The sequence below is a fragment of the Rhodococcus sp. D-6 genome (genome assembly GCF_040256695.1).
Classification (GTDB): domain Bacteria; phylum Actinomycetota; class Actinomycetes; order Mycobacteriales; family Mycobacteriaceae; genus Rhodococcus; species Rhodococcus pyridinivorans.
Window position 1 is genome coordinate 903,476 of sequence record NZ_CP132970.1, and the last position, 19,587, is coordinate 923,062.

General features: G+C 69.2%; 19 protein-coding genes and 1 pseudogene. 12 read left to right on the forward strand and 8 right to left on the reverse strand.

The features are described 5' to 3' along the window. Position 1: 1 nt before the first annotated feature. Positions 2–2,020 (reverse strand): maltotransferase domain-containing protein, encoded by a 2,019-nt coding sequence (locus RBB84_RS04315; RefSeq protein ID WP_024100506.1) that lies wholly within the window; start codon positions 2,018–2,020, stop codon positions 2–4. 486 nt (positions 2,021–2,506) lie between these two features. On the opposite strand from RBB84_RS04315, the gene glgP reads away from it, so the two are divergent. Further along, a complete protein-coding gene (gene glgP, locus RBB84_RS04320; RefSeq protein WP_024100507.1) occupies positions 2,507–5,083 on the forward strand; it encodes an alpha-glucan family phosphorylase in 2,577 nt (858 codons plus the stop codon). 22 nt (positions 5,084–5,105) lie between these two features. Here the strand turns inward: glgP and RBB84_RS04325 are convergent, their stop codons facing one another. Genes RBB84_RS04325 through RBB84_RS04335 form a run of 3 tightly spaced genes read right to left on the reverse strand, consistent with a single transcriptional unit; the run spans position 5,106 to position 9,113 of the window. Next, the gene (locus RBB84_RS04325) at positions 5,106–7,133 is read right to left on the reverse strand and encodes an ATP-dependent DNA helicase (protein WP_024100508.1); all 2,028 of its coding nucleotides are present in this window, start codon (positions 7,131–7,133) and stop codon (positions 5,106–5,108) included. 25 nt (positions 7,134–7,158) lie between these two features. Further along, a complete protein-coding gene (locus RBB84_RS04330) occupies positions 7,159–7,776 on the reverse strand; it encodes a nicotinamidase (protein WP_006554737.1) in 618 nt (205 codons plus the stop codon). Positions 7,777–7,781: 5 nt separating this feature from the next. After that, positions 7,782–9,113, reverse strand: coding sequence for a nicotinate phosphoribosyltransferase (locus tag RBB84_RS04335; RefSeq protein WP_064257056.1), 1,332 nt, complete (start codon positions 9,111–9,113; stop codon positions 7,782–7,784). A 111-nt stretch (positions 9,114–9,224) separates the two neighbouring features. Between RBB84_RS04335 and clpS the strand changes: the two genes are divergently transcribed. From clpS to rdgB, 7 genes are all read left to right on the forward strand, one after another. Next, entirely contained in the window at positions 9,225–9,539 is a 315-nt protein-coding gene (clpS, locus tag RBB84_RS04340) for an ATP-dependent Clp protease adapter ClpS (protein WP_095092016.1), read from the forward strand. A gap of 24 nt (positions 9,540–9,563) precedes the next feature. Further along, complete coding sequence (locus RBB84_RS04345) at positions 9,564–10,142, forward strand: DUF2017 domain-containing protein (RefSeq protein WP_024100511.1); 579 nt, start codon at positions 9,564–9,566, stop codon at positions 10,140–10,142. After that, the gene (locus tag RBB84_RS04350) at positions 10,103–11,233 is read left to right on the forward strand and encodes a P1 family peptidase (RefSeq protein WP_064257055.1); all 1,131 of its coding nucleotides are present in this window, start codon (positions 10,103–10,105) and stop codon (positions 11,231–11,233) included. The genes RBB84_RS04345 and RBB84_RS04350 overlap by 40 nt, the downstream gene beginning before the upstream one ends. Before the next feature lie 26 nt (positions 11,234–11,259). Continuing rightward, positions 11,260–11,886, forward strand: coding sequence for a rhomboid family intramembrane serine protease (locus RBB84_RS04355; RefSeq protein WP_006554742.1), 627 nt, complete (start codon positions 11,260–11,262; stop codon positions 11,884–11,886). Between the two features lie 143 nt (positions 11,887–12,029). Continuing rightward, entirely contained in the window at positions 12,030–12,791 is a 762-nt protein-coding gene (locus RBB84_RS04360) for a cyclic nucleotide-degrading phosphodiesterase (protein ID WP_064257054.1), read from the forward strand. Positions 12,792–12,825: 34 nt separating this feature from the next. After that, entirely contained in the window at positions 12,826–13,614 is a 789-nt protein-coding gene (gene rph, locus RBB84_RS04365) for a ribonuclease PH (protein ID WP_006554744.1), read from the forward strand. Between the two features lie 7 nt (positions 13,615–13,621). Continuing rightward, the gene (gene rdgB, locus RBB84_RS04370) at positions 13,622–14,233 is read left to right on the forward strand and encodes an RdgB/HAM1 family non-canonical purine NTP pyrophosphatase (protein WP_006554745.1); all 612 of its coding nucleotides are present in this window, start codon (positions 13,622–13,624) and stop codon (positions 14,231–14,233) included. 189 nt (positions 14,234–14,422) lie between these two features. Here the strand turns inward: rdgB and RBB84_RS04375 are convergent. Next, positions 14,423–14,716, reverse strand: a pseudogene (locus tag RBB84_RS04375) (DUF3349 domain-containing protein); the annotation flags it as partial. Between the two features lie 118 nt (positions 14,717–14,834). Further along, the gene (locus RBB84_RS04380) at positions 14,835–15,026 is read right to left on the reverse strand and encodes a hypothetical protein (protein WP_024100517.1); all 192 of its coding nucleotides are present in this window, start codon (positions 15,024–15,026) and stop codon (positions 14,835–14,837) included. Here RBB84_RS04380 and RBB84_RS04385 point away from each other — a divergent pair. Continuing rightward, entirely contained in the window at positions 15,025–15,150 is a 126-nt protein-coding gene (locus tag RBB84_RS04385) for a hypothetical protein (RefSeq protein ID WP_019288990.1), read from the forward strand. The two genes, RBB84_RS04380 and RBB84_RS04385, sit on opposite strands and share 2 nt — an antisense overlap. 82 nt (positions 15,151–15,232) lie before the next feature. Here RBB84_RS04385 and RBB84_RS04390 read toward each other — a convergent pair whose 3' ends face one another. Continuing rightward, a complete protein-coding gene (locus RBB84_RS04390; protein ID WP_019288991.1) occupies positions 15,233–15,730 on the reverse strand; it encodes an ATP-binding protein in 498 nt (165 codons plus the stop codon). 55 nt (positions 15,731–15,785) lie between these two features. Continuing rightward, positions 15,786–16,142, reverse strand: coding sequence for an STAS domain-containing protein (locus RBB84_RS04395; protein ID WP_019288992.1), 357 nt, complete (start codon positions 16,140–16,142; stop codon positions 15,786–15,788). Between the two features lie 176 nt (positions 16,143–16,318). Between RBB84_RS04395 and RBB84_RS04400 the strand changes: the two genes are divergently transcribed. The 3 genes from RBB84_RS04400 to RBB84_RS04410 all read left to right on the forward strand — a co-directional run bounded on the left by RBB84_RS04400 (position 16,319) and on the right by RBB84_RS04410 (position 19,576). Then, positions 16,319–17,503 (forward strand): fused response regulator/phosphatase, encoded by a 1,185-nt coding sequence (locus RBB84_RS04400; protein WP_228045111.1) that lies wholly within the window; start codon positions 16,319–16,321, stop codon positions 17,501–17,503. Between the two features lie 70 nt (positions 17,504–17,573). After that, positions 17,574–19,139, forward strand: a complete 1,566-nt coding sequence (locus RBB84_RS04405) for a sensor histidine kinase (protein ID WP_064257053.1) — start codon at positions 17,574–17,576, stop codon at positions 19,137–19,139. After that, positions 19,136–19,576: a response regulator gene (locus tag RBB84_RS04410; protein WP_006554751.1), complete on the forward strand. Its 441-nt coding sequence runs from the start codon at positions 19,136–19,138 to the stop codon at positions 19,574–19,576. The genes RBB84_RS04405 and RBB84_RS04410 overlap by 4 nt, the downstream gene beginning before the upstream one ends. Positions 19,577–19,587: the final 11 nt, after the last annotated feature.

The following is a 19,587-nucleotide window of genomic DNA, read 5'->3' on the forward strand; positions in this document are numbered from 1 at the left end:
GTCACGACTGCCTCCTGTAGGCGAGCGTTGTGCGGGTGGGGATGCCGATCGGGGGCAGGACCAGGATGTGCGCCACCGCCCGCCACGGCTCGAGGCGCACGTAGTTGGCCTGTCCCCACGAGTACTGTTCCCCACTCACCTCGTCGTAAACAGGGAAGTGGTCGTGCCAGTCGTGCCCGATCGCCGGCATGTCGAGCCAGACCGTGCCCTGTTCGGCCCCATAGGGGTTGAGGTTGATCACCGTGAGGACGCAGTCCCCGGTGGACGGATCGAACTTCGAGTAGGCGATGAGCGCGTCGTTGTCGACGTGGTGGAAGGCGATGTTGCGCAGTTGCTGCAACGCCGGATGCGCGCGCCGGATGCGGTTGAGGGTGGTCAGCCACGGTTCGAGCGACTCGCCGCGCCGGCGTGCCTCGTCGTATCGGCGCGGCCGCAACTGGTACTTCTCCGAGTCGAGGTACTCCTCGCTGCCCGGCCGCACCGCGAGGTGCTCGAACAGTTCGTACCCCGAGTACACGCCCCACGAGGGAGCCAGGGTGGCGGCGAGCGCCGCGCGCAGCGCGAACATGCCCGGTCCGCCGTGCTGCAGGGTCTCGTGCAGGATGTCGGGGGTGTTGACGAACAGGTTCGGCCTGGCCTCGTCGGCCTTCGCGGCGATCTCGGTACCGAACTCGGTGAGCTCCCATTTCGCGACCCGCCACGTGAAATACGTGTAGGACTGCGTGAATCCGCGGCGCGCGAGCCCATACATGCGGGCGGGCCGGGTGAACGCCTCCGACAGGAACAGCACGTCGGGATCGGTGCGCTTGATCTCGGCGATGAGCTGCTCCCAGAAGTTCGGGGGCTTGGTGTGCGGATTGTCGACGCGGAAGATGTCGACGCCCAACCGGATCCAGTGCCGGACCACGCGCAGGACCTCGGCGTAGATGCCCTCGGGGTCGTCGTCGAAGTTGATCGGATAGATGTCCTGGTACTTCTTGGGCGGGTTCTCCGCATACGCGATCGTGCCGTCGGGCAGCACGGTGAACCATTCCGGATGCTCACGCGCCCACGGGTGGTCGGGGGCGCACTGCAGGGCGAGATCGAGGGCGACCTCGAGCTCGAGTTCCTTCGCGCGGGCGACGAAATCGCGGAAGTCCTGCTCGGTGCCGAGTTCGGGGTGGATGGCGTCGTGGCCGCCCTCGTCGGAACCGATCGCCCAGGGCGACCCGACGTCGTCCGGGCCGGCGACGAGGGTGTTGTTCGGTCCCTTGCGGTTGACCTTGCCGATCGGATGGATCGGGGGGAGGTAGACGACGTCGAAGCCCATCGCCGCGATGCGCGGCAGATCTGCGGCGGCCGTGGCGAAGGTGCCGTGCCGCGGGGTTCCGTCCTCGTACCAGCCTCCGGTGGACCGGGGAAAGAACTCGTACCAGGAGCCGAACAGCGCGCGGCGACGATCGGCGAACGCCGTGAACGCCTTTCCACGCGTGATCAGCTCGCGGAGCGGATGGGCGCGGAGGATCTCGGTGACGTCGGGGGCGAAGGCCGGGGCGATGCGCTCGGCCAGCGGACGGTCGGAGCGCAGGGACGCAGCGACCGCGAGGAGAGCGGGACGGTTGCCGCGCGGTGCGCCCTTCGCGGCCTTCTCGAAGATCCGTGCGCCGACCTCGAGGTCGTTCGCGAGTTCGGCGGCGTCCTGCCCGGCGTCGGTCTTCGCGGTGACCGCGTGCCGCCAGGTCGCCACCGGGTCGCTCCACGCCTCGACCCGGTAGGTCCACGCACCGACGCTCGTGGGGGAGAAGGTGGCGTGGAAGGTGTCGGGTTCGGTGCCCGGAACCATCGGGATCCGCACCAGCCTGCCGGCGGATTCGGGATCGTCGGCCGGTCCTCGAACGGCGAGTGTCGCGGCGATCGCGTCGTGGCCCTCGCGCCACACCACGGCGGAGACCGGCACCACCTCCCCGACGACCGCCTTCGTCGGATAACGCCCTCCGTCGATGGAGGGTTGTACGTCGTCGATGGCGAGCCGACCTGTCACGCTAGCTCCGTTCCGTGCGGGTCCGGGTGGACGAGCAGGGCCGATGGGGGCAACGACCGTGTCTCGAACCACCGTAATGGAGGTCGCGCCCCGCGGCTGTGCATGCGGCGGGACCCGCGAAGGATCCCCTCTGCAGCGGCGAAATTATCTGTAACTCACCGTTCACTTCAATTGACCGGACGGCAACACCCCGCTCCCTACTGTTTGTTCTGCAAGACGACAACAGCCTCCTCGGAGGCACGACGAAGGGAAGAACACATGGGTCTGGTTGCCGGGCTGATCGGAGTCGTCGGAGACCTGCTGCACCTGCTCCTCGGCGGACTCTGAGTCCACCGGCCGACGGGAGGTCGGCCGCAGGAGAGAAGGCCCCGCGGTGTGGCCCTCTCCGGGTGCCGGGCGATCCTGTCCGCGACCGGCATGGATCCGGGCACATGAGATCCGCCGCCCGGCCGTCACGAAGCTCGGTCGGTCGGTAGTGTGCACCCCGTGAAAGCACTGCGCCGGTTCACCGTACGAGCCCATCTTCCCGAGCGGCTGGCTGCGCTGGGAGCCCTGACGGCCAACCTCAGATGGTCGTGGCACCCGCAGACCCAGGACCTGTTCGAATCGGTCGACCCGGACCTGTGGCGCCGGTGCAGCAATGACCCTGTCCGACTGCTCGGCGAGGTGCCGCCGGCCCGACTCGATGCGCTCGCCGAGGACGGCGACTTCCTCGCCCGGCTCGACGCCGCTGCCGCCGACCTCGAGCACTACCTCACCCGCCCCCGCTGGTTCCAGGAACAGCAGGAGCGCGGCACGACACTGCCCGCCGGCATCGCCTACTTCTCCATGGAGTTCGGTGTCACCGAGGTGCTGCCGAACTACTCCGGCGGCCTCGGAATCCTTGCCGGCGACCACCTCAAGGCCGCCTCCGATCTCGGCCTGCCGCTCATCGGCGTCGGCCTGCTCTACCGGTCCGGCTACTTCCGGCAGTCGCTCAGCGCCGACGGATGGCAGATGGAGCACTACCCCTCCTACGACCCGCAGGGCCTGCCGCTGCGACTGCTCACCGAGGCCGACGGCACCGCCGCGCTCGTGCAGGTCGCCGTGCCGGGCGGGCGCACACTCGACGCGCGAATCTGGATCGCCCAGGTCGGGCGCGTCCCGCTGCTGCTGCTCGACTCCGACATCCCGTCCAACGACGAGGAGCTGTGCGGGGTCACCGACCGCCTCTACGGCGGCGACCAGGACCACCGCATCAAGCAGGAGATCCTCGCCGGCGTCGGCGGTGTCCGCGCGGTGCGCGCCTACACGCGCATCCACGGCCTGCCCGACCCCGATGTCTTCCACATGAACGAGGGACACGCGGGCTTCCTCGGCGCCGAACGCATCCGCGAACTCGTCACCGGCGCCGGACTCGACTTCGACGAAGCGCTGGCCGCCGTGCGGGCCGGCACGGTCTTCACCACCCACACCCCCGTGCCCGCGGGTATCGACCGCTTCCCGATCGATCTCGTGCGCCACTACTTCTCGGGCACCAACGGCGAGAACGAGTCGGCACTGTTGCCCGGCCTCACCGTCGACCGCATCCTCGCGCTCGGACGCGAGAGCAACCCGAACGTGTTCAACATGGCACATCTCGGTCTGCGCCTCGGCCAGCGCTGCAACGGTGTGTCGAAGCTGCACGGCGAGGTCAGCCGCGGCATGTTCGAAGGACTGTGGCCCGGATTCGACGCCGCCGAAGTGCCCATCGGCTCGGTCACCAACGGTGTGCACGCCCCCACCTGGGCCGCGCGCGAATGGATCGCGCTCGCCAACCGCCTCGCCGGACCCGACCGCGTCGAGGAGGCCCGCGGCTGGGAACTGCTCCAGACCATCGACCGCAAGGAACTGTGGTCCACCCGGAACGCGCTGCGCGCCCAGCTCGTCGCCGAGGTGCGTCGCCGGCTGCGCGAGTCGTGGCTCGAACGCGGCGCCACCGAGGCCGAACTGGGCTGGATCGAGTCGGTCTTCGATCCGAACGTCCTCACCGTCGGGTTCGCGCGGCGCGTGCCCACCTACAAGCGCCTCACCCTGATGCTGCGCGACCCCGAACGGCTGCGCGCCCTGCTGCTCGACGACGAACGGCCCGTGCAGCTCGTCGTCGCCGGCAAGAGCCACCCCGCCGACGACGCCGGCAAGGCGCTCATCCAGCAGGTCGTGCGGTTCGCCGACGAGTACGACGTGCGGCACCGAATCGTCTTCCTGCCCAACTACGACATGTCGATGGCCCGCTATCTGTACTGGGGTTGCGATGTGTGGCTGAACAACCCGCTGCGCCCGCTCGAGGCGTGCGGTACGTCGGGCATGAAGTCGGCTCTCAACGGCGGTCTCAACCTGTCCATCCGCGACGGATGGTGGGACGAGATGTTCGACGGCGAGAACGGCTGGGCCATCCCCACCGCCGACGGGGTCGACGACACCCGCCGCGACGATCTCGAGGCCGCCGCGCTGTACGAGTTGCTCGAACGTTCGGTGCTGCCGCGCTTCTACGACCGCGACTCCGACGGTGTGCCGGCCCGCTGGATCGAGATGGTGCGCCACACGCTCGAGGATCTCGGCCCGAAGGTGCTCGCCTCGCGCATGGTGCGCGATTACGCCGTCGACTACTACATCCCCGCGGCCGCGGCAGCCTCGAAGGTGACCGCCGACGACTACGCGGGTGCGCGGGCGCTGGCCGACTACCGGCACCGCATCGAGGCGGCGTGGCCGGGAGTGCGTGTCGCGCAGGTCGATTCGACGCCGATCCCGGACGTGCCGCAGATCGGCCTGCCGCTGGGGCTGACCGCGCACGTCCAGCTCGGCGACCTGACCCCGGAAGATGTCGAGGTGCAGGCCGTGGTCGGGCGCGTGGGCTCCGACGACACGATCGGCGACCCCGTCACCGTGCCGATGCAGCACATCGGTACCGACCCGCTGGGAGAGGAGTTCACCGCGACCGTGCCGCTGCCGCTCGCCGGCGCCGTCGGCTACACGGTGCGGGTGCTGCCCAGGCACGGGCTGCTCGCCTCACCCGCCGAACTCGGCATGGTCGCGCTCCCGTAGGAGATCAGGACCCGCCGGGTGCTCAGCCGCGCAGACGCGTGAGTGCCCGGCGGACCACCGCCGGATCGGCCGTCTCCCAGAACGGCGGCAGCGACGCGCGCAGATAACCGCCGTACCGTGCGGTCGCCAGGCGCGAGTCGAGCACCGCCACCACGCCCCGGTCGTCGGTGCTGCGCAACAGTCGCCCGACACCCTGCGCCAACAGCAGAGCGGCGTGATTGGCGGCGACCGCCATGAACCCGTTCCCGCCGCGAGCCTCCACGGCGCGCTGCCGGGCGACCAGCAGCGGATCGTCGGGGCGGGGGAACGGAATCCGGTCGATGATCACCAGCGACAGCGACGGGCCCGGAACGTCGACGCCCTGCCACAGCGACAGGGTGCCGAACAGGCTCGTCGCGTCGTCGGCTGCGAACTTCTCGACCAGCGCGCCGGTCGCGTCGTCGCCCTGGCACAGGATCGGCGTGTCGAGACGCTCGCGCAGCGCCTCGGTGGCGGCCTTCGCGGCGCGCATCGAGGAGAACAACCCGAGCGTGCGCCCCTCGGCGGCGGTGACCAGTTCGGCGATCTCGTCGAGATGCGAGGGCGGCAGACCGTCGCGGCCGGGTGGCGTCAAATGCTTGGCGATGTAGAGGATGCCCGCCTTCGCGTGATCGAAGGGCGACCCCACGTCGATCCCATTCCACGCGAGATCGCCCTTGTCGGAAGGAGGTTCGGCACCCGACGCGGAGGTGGTGTCGCTGCGGGCCGGCGACTGCGGCGGCAGACCCCAGTTGACCGCGAGGCCGTCGAACGACCCGCCGACCGTGAGGGTCGCGGACGTGAGGACGACGGTGGACTCACCGAACAACCGGCTGCGCAACAACCCACCGACCGACAGCGGCGCGACCCGCACGGTGCGGCGCACGTTGCCGCGGAACTCGTCGGCGGCAAGCCACACGACGTCGGGTCGCTGCGAAGGGTCTCGCTGCTCGAAGGTCGTCAGCACCCGGACCGCGCAGTCGTGCACCTCGTCGATCTCCGCGAGCGCCTGACTGCGGGCCGCGGCGACCTCGGGATCGGTGCCGGGCTTGGCCGGTCCGATCGCCGTGTGTACGGCCCAGGCGGCATCGCGGATCGAGGCCAGCGCGGCCGCCGCGCCCTCGGGCAGTTCGTCCCAGCGCCCAGCCGGCAGTTCTTCGAGGAACGACTCCCAGTTCTCGGCGGCACCGTCGAGCCGGTCGATCTCCTGGTCCTCGACGAGCTTGACGCAGCGCCGCGCAGCCGCCGACACCGTGCCCGGCGACAACTCGGCCGTGGCGACGTTCGTGATCCGATCGACGAGTTCATGGGCCTCGTCGACGACCACGACATCGTGCTCGGGCAGGATCGAGATGCCGGTGATCGCATCGATCGCGAGCAGCGCGTGGTTGGTGACGACCACGTCGACCTGCGCGGCCTCGGCGCGCGCGATCTCGGCGAAGCAGTCTTCTCCCACCGGGCACCGCGACTTGCCGAGGCACTCGCGGGCGGTGACGGACAGCTGACGCCACGCCTGATCGGAGACACCGGGGGACAGGTCGTCGCGGTCGCCGGTCTCGGTGGTGGACGACCACTCCGTCACCCGCCGCACTTCGCGGCCGATGCGCGAGAGGGCGAACGCGTCGAACAGTTCGGCGTCGGGCGTCTCCTCGGCGAGACCGGTATGGATCTTGTTCAGGCACAGGTAGTTTCCGCGACCCTTGAGGATCGCGAAACGCGGGCGACGGCCGAGCGAACCGGCGAGGGCGTCGGCGAGTCGCGGCAGGTCGCGCTCGACGAGCTGCCGCTGCAGCGCGATGGTCGCGGTGGAGACCACCACGGTGCGACCCGTCTTCACCGCGTAGCGGATGCTCGGCACGAGATAGGCCAGCGACTTGCCGGTACCCGTACCGGCCTGCACGGCGAGGTGTTCGCCGGTATCGATGCTGTGCGCGACGGCCGAGGCCATCGTCAGCTGGTTGCGCCGCTCCTTACCGCCCAGCGCGTGCACCGCGGTTCGCAGCAATTCTGGGACTTCGGGGAGATCCGGCACCGGCACAGGCTATCGGTCCCCACCGTCACCTTCGGTCTGCGGCCCAGCTACCTGTGACTTCGGTGATATCGGTGACGCCGGGAAGGTCGGTGACCAGCTCGACACCGGCCTCGCGCATCCGCTCGAGGGCTGGGCGGATCGTCGTCTCCGACACCCCGGCGGTGTACGGCAGCAGCACCCGGGCGCCGAAACCCTCCGCGATCGCGTCGAGCGCGGTGGCCCGCACACAGTGGTCGGTGGCGATCCCGACGATGTCGACGTCCGTCACGCCGCGGTCGCGCAACCACGACGCCAACGTCGTGCCCTCGTCGTCGATTCCTTCGAAGCCCGAATAGGCGGCGTCGTCGGCACCCTTCGAGAAGACGGCCTCGAACCGGTCCGTAGTCAGTTCCGGGTGGAAGTCCGCGCCCGGCGTCCCTGCCCGGCAGTGCGGCGGCCACGAGTCGACGAAATCGGGTTCGGGAGAGAAATGGTCTCCGGGATCGACGTGGTGGTCGCGGGTTGCGGCGATGTACGCGTAGTCGTCACCGTGCGCCTGCAGGAACCGGGTGATGTCGGACGCCACCCGCGAGCCGCCCTCCACGGCGAGCGAACCGCCCTCGCAGAAGTCGTTCTGGACGTCGACCACCAGCAATGCGCGCATGGCACTCACCCCTCACGGACGAAGCGGGTGGGGATGGCGGGATCCCCGGCCGAGAGCGTCAGGCCCTCCCACGGCAGACGCACCATGCCCTGCCGGAGGTACTCACGGCTCTCCTCCAGGGTAGGCAGACCGCCGACCGCCTCGCCGCCGCGGACCAGCGGGATCATCAGTTCGTGGACCTGTGAACCCTCGCCCGGCGGGACCTGCTCGGCGCGGGCCGGGTACACGACCTCCTCGACGAGCGTGCCCGTCCTCCGCGCGTACCGGACGGCCCGCTTCGCGCCCCCTCGGGACTCCTTCGACGCACTGCGCTTCTCGACCGCGAGACCGTCGACCTCCACGAGCTTGAAGACCATGCCCGCCGTCGGAGCCCCCGAGCCGGTCACCAGCGAGGTGCCGACGCCGTAGCCGTCGACCGGTTCGGCGCGCAGACCCGCGATCCCGTATTCGTCGAGATCACCGGACATCACGATCTTCGTGCGGGTCGCGCCGAGTCCGTCGAGTTGTTCGCGCACCTGGCGGGCGAGCACACCGAGATCGCCCGAATCGATCCGCACGCCACCGAGTTCGGGGCCGGCCACCGCGATCGCCGTGTTCACGCCCTCGGTGATGTCGTAGGTGTCCACCAGCAGGGTCGTGCCCACACCGAGACTCTCGACCTGGCTGCGGAAGGCGGACGCCTCGTCGCGACCAGCCGTCGTGGTGTGCAGCAGGGTGAACGCGTGCGCGGCGGTACCCGCTGCGGGGATGCCGTACCGCTGTGCGGCCTGCAGATTGGACGTCGAGTCGAAGCCCGCGAGATAGGCCGCGCGCGCCGCGGCGACCGCCGCTTCCTCGTGGGTACGCCGCGACCCCATCTCGATGAGCGCGCGGCCGTCGGCCACACTCACCATGCGCGCCGCCGCGGAGGCGATCGCACTGTCGTGGTTGAAGATCGACAGCGTCAGCGTCTCGAGTAGCACACACTCGGCGAAGGTGCCGCTCACCGACAGGATCGGTGAACCCGGGAAGTAGAAGTCGCCCTCGCGGTAGCCGTCGATGTCGCCGGAGAACCGGAAGTCGCGCAGCCACTCGACGGTGCGCGGAGCGAGAAAACCGGCGGCGAGTTCGAGTTCGGCCTCGTCGAACCGGAACGATCCGAGTGCCTCGATCAACCGCGCGGTGCCTGCGACGACGCCGTACCGCCGGCCCGGGGGAAGACGCCGGGCGAAGACCTCGAAGACGCACGGGCGGTCGCCCGTGCCGTCCGCCAGGGCAGCCTCGAGCATGGTCAACTCGTACTTGTCCGTGAACAGTGCGGTGCCGGGACGACCGGCACGGTGAATGGCTTCGGGCACCCGATCACTGTAGAGCCACGGCCTCCGAGGCGGGTTTTTCGCCGTGCTCCGAAGTCGTACCCTGGGAACATGGCGCCGTGTAGTACGACCACTCCGCTCGACGTCCGATTCATGGCCGGCCAGGCCGTTCAGGCCATGGCGGGACAGGCCGTTCCGGCCGAGGCCGAAATCGTCGAGGAGATCGAAGCGGTCGACAGGCCATGGGTGACCGTGGTCTGGGACGACCCCGTCAACCTCATGCACTACGTGACGTTCATCTTCCAGAAGCTGTTCGGGTACAGCAAGGCCAAGGCCACCGAGCTCATGCTCAAGGTCCACAACGAGGGCAAGGCCGTCGTGTCGAGTGGTTCGCGTGACAAGATGGAACACGACGTGCAGCGTCTGCACGCCGCCGGACTGTGGGCGACGATGCAACGCGACGAATGATCCCCACAGGAGGGCCCGACCGACGTGCGGCAGTGGACCAGGAAGAACTCGCTCAGCGGCCCCAAGCTCCGGTCGGAGATGGACGCCCACGAAGCGTCGGTGCTGCGGTCGCTCGTGTCCTCCGTGCTGGGCATGCTCGAGGAACGCGCCGGACAGGCCCCGCAGGACGACCTCGCGGCGCTGACCGGCCTGCGCACCGGTAACGCCACCCCGCCCGAGATCCCGGCGCTGCGACGACTCCTTCCCGACTTCCACCGCCCCGATGCCGATGCCGTCGCCGATGTCGGCGACGACGCCGCCGACCTCAACGGTGCGATGCGGAGCCTGCACGAACCGAGCATCATCGATGCGAAGCTCGCCGCCGGCGCGGTCATCCTGCGCACCGTGCCCGAAGGCGGCGGCAAGGTGGTGCTCAATCCCGAACAGGCCGAAGCCTGGCTGTACGGGCTCAACGACGTGCGGCTCGCGCTCGGCACCACCCTCGGCATCGACGCCGACACCCCCGACGTCCTCGACGACGACGATCCGCGTGCCCCGCATCTCGACGTCTACCACTGGCTGACATGGATGCAGGATTCCCTCGTCCAGGCGCTTCAGCCGTGACCGTGCCGGGGCCGACCGATTCGCTGCTCGACGTGGCGGGTCTGAGTGTCGGCCACTGGCAGCGCCTCGATCCCGAGGTCACCGTCGGCACCCCCGAGATTCCCGGTACGGGCGCCGCCACGGGATGCACCGTCGTGCTCGCCGACCCGTCCGCCGTCGCATCGGTGGACGTGCGCGGCGGGGGACCGGGCACCCGGGAGACCGACCTGCTCGATCCGAGTCATTCCGTGCAGCGTGTCGACGCGGTCCTCCTCACCGGTGGCAGCGCATACGGGCTGGCCGCCGCCGACGGCGTGATGCGCTATCTCGAGAAGAACGGCAAGGGCATCCCGATGGGCGCGCCCGGCGCGGTCGTCCCGATCGTCCCCGGCGCCGTCATCTTCGACCTGCCGGTGGGTCAGTGGTCCGCGCGCCCGACCGCCGATTCCGGATGCACCGCCGCGGCCACCGCCAGCTCCACGCACCTCGAGCGCGGCAGCGTCGGCGCCGGCACCGGTGCCCGCGCCGGGGCGCTCAAGGGCGGTATCGGCTCGGCGAGCGTGCGGATCACGGACGGTCCCGCGACCGGGGTGACCGTGGCGGCACTGATGGTCGCCAACCCCGTCGGCTCGGTGTTCGACCCCGTGACCGGACTGCCCTGGGGCGTCGACGCCGCGCGAGCCGAAGAACTCGGACTGTCGTCGCCCTCCGCGGCGGATCTGGCCGCGGCCCGCGCGCTCGGCGACAAGGGCACCGTCCTGAACACCACGATCGGTGTGGTCGCCACCGACGCACCGCTGTCGAAGGCGGCGTGCCGTCGCGTCGCGGTCACCGGGCACGACGGTCTCGGCCGCGCGATCCGTCCCGCGCACTCACCGCTCGACGGCGACACGATCTTCGCCCTCTCGACCGGCACCGCCGACGTCTCCGACGCACTGGGCGACGCCCCGTCGATCCTGGCCTTCGCCGCCGAACTGCCGATCCTCGCCGCGGTGTGCGAGGCCGCCGCGGTGGTGGTCGAACGCGCGATCGTCGATGCGATCCTGTCCGCGACCTCCGTGGCCGACATCCCCGCCTATCGCGACGTGCTGCCCTCTGTCTTCGGCCACTGACCGGTACGTGACGGCAGAATGGTGCCATGACCATTCCCAGCGGCACCGGCGCCGACACCCGCATCCGGCCGATCTGGCAACGTGCCGGACTGTGGATCGGCGGGTTCGTCGCGATGCTCTACGGCATCGAGACCGTCGATGCGGTGCTCCCCGCCGATCTCGACGCGGCCGGTGTCGAACCCCGCACCGCCGACGGGCTGTGGGGCGTGCTGTTCGCGCCGATCCTGCACGCCGACTGGGCCCACCTCACCGCCAACACCGTGCCCGCGCTCGTCCTCGGCTTCCTGGTGCTGCTCTCCGGCATCGGGCGCGGCCTGGCCGCGACCGCGATCATCTGGGTCGTCGCAGGAGTGGGGACGTGGCTGATCGCGGGCTCGGGCGAGACCCACATCGGAGCGTCGAGCCTGATCTTCGGGTGGCTCACCTATTTGATCGTGCGCGGAGTGTTCACCCGCAAGGCCGGGCAGATCCTGCTGGGAGTCGTGGTGCTGTTCCTCTACGGCGGCATGCTGTGGGGGGTGCTGCCGAGCGAACCGTGGATCTCCTGGGAAGGGCACTTCTTCGGTGCGGTCGGCGGCGTTCTCGCGGCGTGGGCGCTGTCCGCGGACGCGCGTCGCGCCCGTCGCACCACCCCCTCGGTCGTGCCGCGCTGACCACCCGCGCCGACAACCCGCCGATCGGCCGCGCGAAGTGGCCGAACGATCCGCGCGTCACACCTTCCCGGCCACTGTGAGTCTGCGCCGCAATACGCGCGTTGGCTTCATCGAGGGACCTTCGGCATGGCAGCATGGCTGATATGCGCATGACCGTTCTGGGGTGCTCGGGCAGTGTGGCCGGGCCGGATTCCGCAGCCTCCGGCTACCTGCTGACGGCACCGGACACCCCGCCCCTGGTCATCGACTTCGGTCCCGGCGTCCTCGGCGCGCTCCAGCGCCACGCCGACCCCGGCGAAGTGTCGATCCTCCTGTCCCATCTGCACGCCGATCACTGCCTCGACCTGCCCGGTCTGCTGGTCTGGCGCCGCTACTCGCCGTCCCCGCCGCAGGGCCGCGTCCTCACCTACGGTCCCGCCGGCACCGCCCACCGCATCGGTGTGGCGTCCGCGGAGATCCCCGGCGACGTCGACGACGTCAGCGACACCCTCGACGTCCGGATGCTCGGCGACGGCGAGCAGATCCGGTTCGGGAGCCTGACCATCTGCCCCGGCCGCGTCCACCACCCGCCGGAGGCCTACGGCTTCCGCATCACCAGCGACTCCGGCCGCACCCTCGTCTACACCGGCGACACCGGCATGTGCGATTCGGTCGTCGAACTCGCCCGCGGCGCCCACGTGCTGCTCGCCGAGGCGTCGTGGACCCACGCGCCGGGGGAACGCCCCGAGGGCGTGCACCTCTCGGGCACCGAGGCCGGTCGCGTCGCGGCCCTCGCCGGTGTCGGCGAACTCCTCCTGACCCACATCCCGCCGTGGACCTCCCGCGAGGACGTCATCGCCGAGGCCAAGGCCGAGTACTCCGGACCGGTCCACGCGGTCACCGCCGGAGACGTGTACCGCATCTGAAAGGCCCGCCCCCGGATCGCCTAGGCTCGGACGAGTGACGACACGAGAAGACGGCAGAGCGGACGACGAACTCCGGAGCATTCGCATCACCCGGGGTTTCACCAACCATCCGGCGGGCTCCGTGCTCGTCGAATTCGGACAGACCCGCGTGATGTGCACCGCCAGCGTCGAGGAAGGCGTGCCGCGGTGGCGTAGGGGCTCCGGTCTCGGCTGGCTCACCGCCGAGTACGCGATGCTTCCCGCCGCCACCCACACCCGCAGCGGACGCGAATCGGTCAAGGGCAAGCTCGGCGGCCGCACCCAGGAGATCAGCCGGCTCGTCGGCCGGTCGCTGCGCGCATGCATCGACCTCGCCGCCCTTGGCGAGAACACCATCGCGATCGACTGCGACGTGCTGCAGGCCGACGGAGGCACCCGCACCGCGGCGATCACCGGCGCCTATGTCGCACTGTGCGACGCGGTGACCTACCTGCGTGCCGCGGGCAGCCTCGCCGACCCGCAACCCATCTCGTGCCAGATCGCCGCCGTCAGCGTCGGCGTGGTCGACGGACGTGTCCGTCTCGACCTGCCCTACGAGGAGGACGTGCGCGCCGAGGTCGACATGAACGTCGTCGCCACCGAGACAGGCACCCTCGTCGAGGTCCAGGGCACCGGCGAAGGCGCGACCTTCCCGCGTTCCACGCTCGACGCGATGCTCGACTCCTCGCTCGCCGGCATCGAGGAACTGTGCCGGATCCAGCGCGAGGTGCTCGCCGAGCCGTACCTGGGCACCCTGCCCGAGCCGGTCGAGGCGGAGGTCGTCAAGAAGAAGTTCGGAGTCTGACGTGCGGGTGCTGGTCGCAAGTCGCAACGCGAAGAAGCTGCGCGAACTGCAGCGCGTGCTCGACCGCGCCGGGATCGACGGCATCGAACTCGTAGGTCTCGACACCGTCCCGCCCTACCCGGAGGCACCCGAGACGGGGGAGACCTTCGAAGCGAACGCCGGAGCCAAGGCCCGCGACGGCGCAGCCGCCACAGGGATGCCCTGCGTCGCCGACGACTCCGGTCTCGAGGTCGACGCCCTGCGCGGCATGCCCGGCGTGCTCTCGGCGCGCTGGAGCGGACGCCACGGCGACGACGAGGCGAACACCGCACTGCTGCTCGGCCAGATGCAGGATGTGCCGGACGAGCGTCGCGGCGCGGCCTTCGTGTCGGCGTGCGCGCTCGTGGTGCCGTCGGACGACGGATTCGTCACGACCGTCGTGCGCGGCGAATGGCGCGGCAGCATCGTGCGCGAGCCGCGCGGCGAGAACGGTTTCGGCTACGACCCGGTCTTCCGCCCCGAAGGCGAGGAACGCACCGCCGCGGAACTGTCCGCGGAGGAGAAGGACGCACAGTCGCATCGAGGACGGGCACTCGCCCAGCTCGTGCCCGCCCTCGCTGCGCTCGCCGCAAGCGCCTGATTCGCGGCTCGCCGCGAATCGCTAACGCGCGCCGGCCTGCGTCCCACGCTCCTCGCGCACGGGTTCCGCGGCGCCGGTATCCGATGCAGCAACAGCGTCGGATGCCGGCGCCGCAGTCGTCCCGGTCGTCGGTTGCGTATCCGGTTCGACGGGTTCGGCCGCCTCGTCGCCGCGGGAGAGTTCACCGCCCACAACGGGCCAGCCCGCAGCGACCAGCTGCTCACGGACGCGCTCGACGTCCTGCGGGTCCGGTTCCTCGTGGATCACCCCTGCCACGATCTTCCGCAGGGTGTCGTGGTCGACCTGCCGCTCCGGGTGCTCGGACGCGGTCGCCGCCGCCGTCTCGATCGCCTCGAGAAGTTCCTCGTCGGTGAGCCGACGCTCGAGCACGGCAAGCAACGCGAAGTGATCCTTGGCCGGGATCCCCTCGGGATATCCCGCACGCAACCAGTCCAGTACCACCCGTGGATTCCAACGCGCCATCGCCGCCTCCTCACTCACCGTCCCGCATCGGACCCTTCGAACCGAAGGGTCCGGCGGAAACCCCTGTCAGGGTCACAGGGTTCCCGCCACGATAGCGAGGAACACCTGGTTCGCCCCGTCAGGGGAGCGACATGTCCCGCAGATACGCCGTGACCATGGCGGTGAGCTCGTCGGCCACGACGTCCCGATCCACCGGGGGACGGTCGAGAACACAGGAGACGGCCACGTTCTCGACCGTGCGCACGAAGATCCACGCGATCGCCTCCACAGGGCGGCTACCGCGTCCGCGGAGATGGAAACGCAGCCACATGGTCCTGACGAGATCGGCTCCCGGGCGCCGGTTGCTCGAACACCTCGGCGACCGTGCGGCACGCCGCGAACTGGCACCGAAGTTCGGTCCCGCGAAGCCGGACGTGGGTGCCCTGCAGGTATGACGAAAGCGGCCGCGGGAGGAGCATCGTGCTCCTCCCGCGGCCGCTTCGATCGGGAACTCGCGACGCGCGCCTACCGCGCAGATCAGCTCGCGTCGTGGGACGAGAGTTCGTCCCCTGCCCTGTCGTCCCCTGCCCTGTCGTCCCCTACCCTGTCGTTCTCTGCCCTGTCCGTCTCCTCGAGGACCCAGCGCATCTCGACGACCGTGCCCTTCGGGCCGGCCGAGACCTGGACGTCGCTGGCCAGATTGCGGATCAGCGTCAGCCCGTGACCGCGTGAACGTCGGGCGTCGCTGTCGACGGCGTCGTGCCAGGAGCCATGGTCGACGACCCGCACGACCACCTCACCCTCGTTGGGCAGATACGTCGCCTCGTAGTCGAGCGTGCCGTGCGCGTCGTCCGGCGCATAGGCGTGCTCGACGGCATTCGCGAGCGCTTCGTAGCTCGCGAGCAGTATGTCCTGTCGTTGGTCCTCGCTGAGGGGGAGCTTCGCCAGCCACCGCCTCGTGACGACCCGCAGGCCTGCAATCTCGGTCGGGTCGGCTCGCACACCCGACGAACGGATCTCGTCGGGAAAAAGCAAAGCTGACTCCTCGGGCGCAGACGACATGGCTCCTCGGTTCGTCGGGTACGGCGGTCTACTCGGAGACGCCTTCCGGCGAGTTACCGAGGCCGACGAGCGCGTCGTCGAGCTTCGGATGGATCGCCAGGACCTCTCCGAGGCCGAGGAGTTCGAGCGGGCGTGCCGTGGCGCTGCCATGTGCCACGACGGCGAAACCGGTGTTGTCGCCGGCTCGCTTGGACAACTCGACCAACAGAGCGATACCCATCGAAGCGAGGAAATCAACCCCGCTGAGGTCGACGATAAGTCCGGAGATGTCGGTGTCGAGGAGTGCGAGGGCTTCCTGCTCGAGGAGCGGGGCACTCGTCATGTCGACTTCGCCGTTGACGGACAGTACGGCCACGGAACCGATACGGGTCGTGGAAACAGTCATATGCGGATGCGCGGTCATGGGATCGTTCACCTTGCCATCATGCAAGATCGTGCCGATAGATGCACATATCGGTCCATCGGCCGTGGCCGCGACCCGCCGTGACCACCCTGTGACCATGCTGTCGTCGAGTCTGTAATGTTCCCTTTCGAGCAGGGAGGGAGGGGCGCCGAGTGGACATGCACCGAGCGCAGAGCGAGTCGGTCGAACCACCGTCGTTGCTCCTCATCGAGGACGATCCGGGCGACGCGCTCATCGTGGAGGAACTCGTCGTCGACAGTGCCCCCGAGATGACCGTCGTGTGGGTGCAGACACTTGCGCAGGCCCGCGACGAACTCGCCACGTCGGCTCCCGACTGCGTACTTCTCGACCTCCACCTGCCCGATGCGAGCGGCCTCGAAGCCGTCGCCCGCATCCAGGAAATCACCGATTCCGTCCCCATCGTCGTCCTCACCGGCCTCGCGGAGGAACAGACCGGCCTCGCCGCGCTGTCCGTCGGCGCCCAGGACTATCTCGTCAAGGGACGCGTCGAACCCGATCTGTTCGGCCGCGCCGTCCGCTACGCCATCCAGCGAAAGCAGACCGAGATCGCTGCGGCGGAACTCCAGGCGAGCCAGCTTCACGCGCAGGAGAACGCCCGACTCGAACGCGGCCTGCTCCCGTCCCCACTCCTGCGCGACGGGCAGGACTTCGACGTCGTCGCCCGTTACCGACCCGGCCGGTCGTCTGCTCTTCTCGGCGGCGACTTCTACGACGTCGTGCAGACCGGCGACGGCACCGTCCACGTCCTCATCGGCGACGTCTCCGGTCACGGCCCCGACGAGGCCGCCCTCGGCGTGGGCCTGCGCATCGCGTGGCGCACGCTCGTGCTCAGCGGGGTAGACGGTCCCCGCCGCTTGCACCAACTCGAGGAACTGCTCGTCGCCGAGCGCACGGAGAGTCGCTTCTTCGCGTCGATGACGAACCTCACGATGTGTGCCGACCACGGCACCGTCGAGGTCATGCGGGCCGGTCATCCCGGGCTGCTGCTCCGCCACGGCGGAACCATCGACTGGATCGAAGCGCCCGGTGGTCCCGCTCTCGGCCTGCTGCCGGGAGTGGCCACCTGGCCCGTCCACGAGTTGGATCTGCCCGAGGACGGCGCGATCGTGTTGTTCACCGACGGATTGTTCGAGGGTCATCGAGGCGACGGCCCGGAACGACTCGGTGAGGAAGGACTCCTCGAGCTCGCGCGCGAACGCGCCCATCTGCCGGCTGCCGAGTTCACCGACTCGCTGATCGACGGTGCCGAGAAACTCGCGGACAGTAGGGGAGGGCTGTCCGACGACGTGGCAGTCGTCCACGTGCAATGGAACAGGAAGTGATCATCACCGCATGACGAACAGCGACGCAACGGCGGAGACGGGGGACGTGCGTCGCCCTCCCTCTCGCAGGATGACGGTCCAGGCATGGTTCCTGCTCGTACTCGGCGTGATGGGTGTGTTGGTGGTCGTCGGCACCGTGGTCGGCAGCCACTTCCTCCGTGAGACGACCGAATACTCCAACTACGTGCGCGACCGGATCCAGCCCGCCCGCGTCGAGGCGTACCGGTTGCAATCGGCGCTGATCAACCAGGAGACGGGCGCACGGGGCTACATTCTCGCCGCCGATCCCGATTTCCTCATGCCCTACGAGGAGGGACGGCGGGAGGAGGAGGCTGCCGCCGCCGAGTTGCGCGCTCTCGTCGGCGACGAGGAGAAGCTGATGGCGGACCTCGACGCGATCGAAACGCACGCGGCGCAGTGGCGACGCGTGTACGCCGAACCGCTCATCTCCACCGTCGTACCGGGGGAACCGCAGTTCGTGGATCCCGCCGTCGTCGATGCGGGCCGCGTCGCGTTCGACCGGCTCCGGGCGGCGTTCGAGGTCCAGAACGCCGATCTCACGCAGGCCCGAGAGGACGGCATCGCGACTCTCGAGGACACCCGCACCACGCGCGACCGCATCCTTGCCGGCATGGTCGTGGTTTTCCTGCTCGCCGGCGTGGGCCTGGCAGTCCTGCTCCAGATGATCGTGGTCCGTCCGATTCAGCGTCTGCGACAGGCATCGCGCAGCGTCGTCGCGGGCCAGAACTTCGAGCGCGAGATCGAGCCGCAGGGCCCCGCCGACATCTATGCGCTGGGTCGCGACGTCGAGGACATGCGCGAGCGGATCGTGCGCGAACTGCAGGTCGCGCACGAGCGTGAGGAGCAACTCGAGAACCAGACGACGGAACTGCGGCGCTCGAACTCCGAACTCGAACAGTTCGCCTACGTCGCCTCCCACGACCTGCAGGAGCCGCTGCGCAAGGTCGCGTCCTTCTGCCAGCTGCTCGAGAAGCGTTACGGCGACAAGCTCGACGAACGCGGCACCCAGTACATCGCCTTCGCGGTCGACGGCGCGAAGCGTATGCAGGTGCTCATCAACGACCTGCTGACCTTCTCCCGCGTCGGACGCGTCAGCGACGCGCACGTCCGCACCGAACTGGACGTGACCCTCGACGCGGCTCTGACGAACATCTCCCAGGCGGTCGAAGAATCCGGGGCGGAGATCACCCGGCCCGAGTCCCTGCCGACGATCGTGGGCGATCCCACACTGATGATCATGTTGTGGCAGAACCTGATCGGCAACGCGATCAAATTCCGCCACGAGGACAGGCCCGTGGAGATCCGGGTCGACTGCGAGGAGATCGTCGACGGGGACGACGAGTTCTGGCGATTTTCCGTGCAGGACAACGGAATCGGTATCGCCGAAGAGTTCGCCGACAAGGTCTTCGTGATCTTCCAGAGGCTGCACGGCCGGGACGTCTACACCGGCACCGGCATCGGCCTGGCCATCTGCCGCAAGATCGTCGAATACCACGGTGGAGAGATCTGGCTCGACCCGCAGTATCGGGAAGGCAGTCGATTCTGCTTTACGATTCCCAAGGCAGGCGACGACATGTCTGCAACCGAAGTCGCTCTGAAAGGGGCATCTGCATGAGCGTTTCCGGGCGGCCGATCGACGTCCTCCTCGTCGAGGACGACCCCGGCGACGAATTGATGACGCGCGAAGCGTTCGAGGACAACAAGATCGGAAACACCCTTCACGTGGTCCGCGACGGCGAGGAGGCACTCGACTTCCTCTACCGGCGCGGAGAGTACGAGAGCGCCCCTCGGCCCGACCTGATCCTCCTCGACCTGAACCTGCCCAAGTACGACGGACGGCAGGTCCTCGAGCAGGTCAAGTCCGACACCGACCTCACCGACATCCCCGTCGTCGTCCTCACGACCTCGGCAGCGGAGGAGGACATCCTCCGCAGCTACAAGCTGCACGCCAACGCGTACGTGACGAAGCCGGTCGACCTCGATCAGTTCATCCACGCGGTGCGCCAGATCGACGAGTTCTTCGTGCAGGTGGTGCGCCTGCCGCGACGCTGAGCGCGCTCGTT

Excerpts from the sequence above, each read along its gene's own strand:
- RBB84_RS04330 (WP_006554737.1), bottom strand. The coding sequence starts at position 7,776 with ATGCGCGCATTGCTGGTGGTCGACGTCCAGAACGACTTCTGCGAGGGC.
- clpS (WP_095092016.1), top strand. The coding sequence starts at position 9,225 with ATGGCCGGCCAGGCCGTTCAGGCCATGGCGGGACAGGCCGTTCCGGCC.
- RBB84_RS04350 (WP_064257055.1), top strand. The coding sequence starts at position 10,103 with ATGGATGCAGGATTCCCTCGTCCAGGCGCTTCAGCCGTGACCGTGCCG.
- RBB84_RS04355 (WP_006554742.1), top strand. The coding sequence starts at position 11,260 with ATGACCATTCCCAGCGGCACCGGCGCCGACACCCGCATCCGGCCGATC.
- RBB84_RS04360 (WP_064257054.1), top strand. The coding sequence starts at position 12,030 with ATGCGCATGACCGTTCTGGGGTGCTCGGGCAGTGTGGCCGGGCCGGAT.
- RBB84_RS04385 (WP_019288990.1), top strand. The coding sequence starts at position 15,025 with ATGGTCCTGACGAGATCGGCTCCCGGGCGCCGGTTGCTCGAACACCTC.
- RBB84_RS04380 (WP_024100517.1), bottom strand. The coding sequence starts at position 15,026 with ATGTGGCTGCGTTTCCATCTCCGCGGACGCGGTAGCCGCCCTGTGGAG.
- RBB84_RS04395 (WP_019288992.1), bottom strand. The coding sequence starts at position 16,142 with ATGACTGTTTCCACGACCCGTATCGGTTCCGTGGCCGTACTGTCCGTC.
- RBB84_RS04400 (WP_228045111.1), top strand. The coding sequence starts at position 16,319 with ATGCACCGAGCGCAGAGCGAGTCGGTCGAACCACCGTCGTTGCTCCTC.
- RBB84_RS04405 (WP_064257053.1), top strand. The coding sequence starts at position 17,574 with ATGACGGTCCAGGCATGGTTCCTGCTCGTACTCGGCGTGATGGGTGTG.
- RBB84_RS04410 (WP_006554751.1), top strand. The coding sequence starts at position 19,136 with ATGAGCGTTTCCGGGCGGCCGATCGACGTCCTCCTCGTCGAGGACGAC.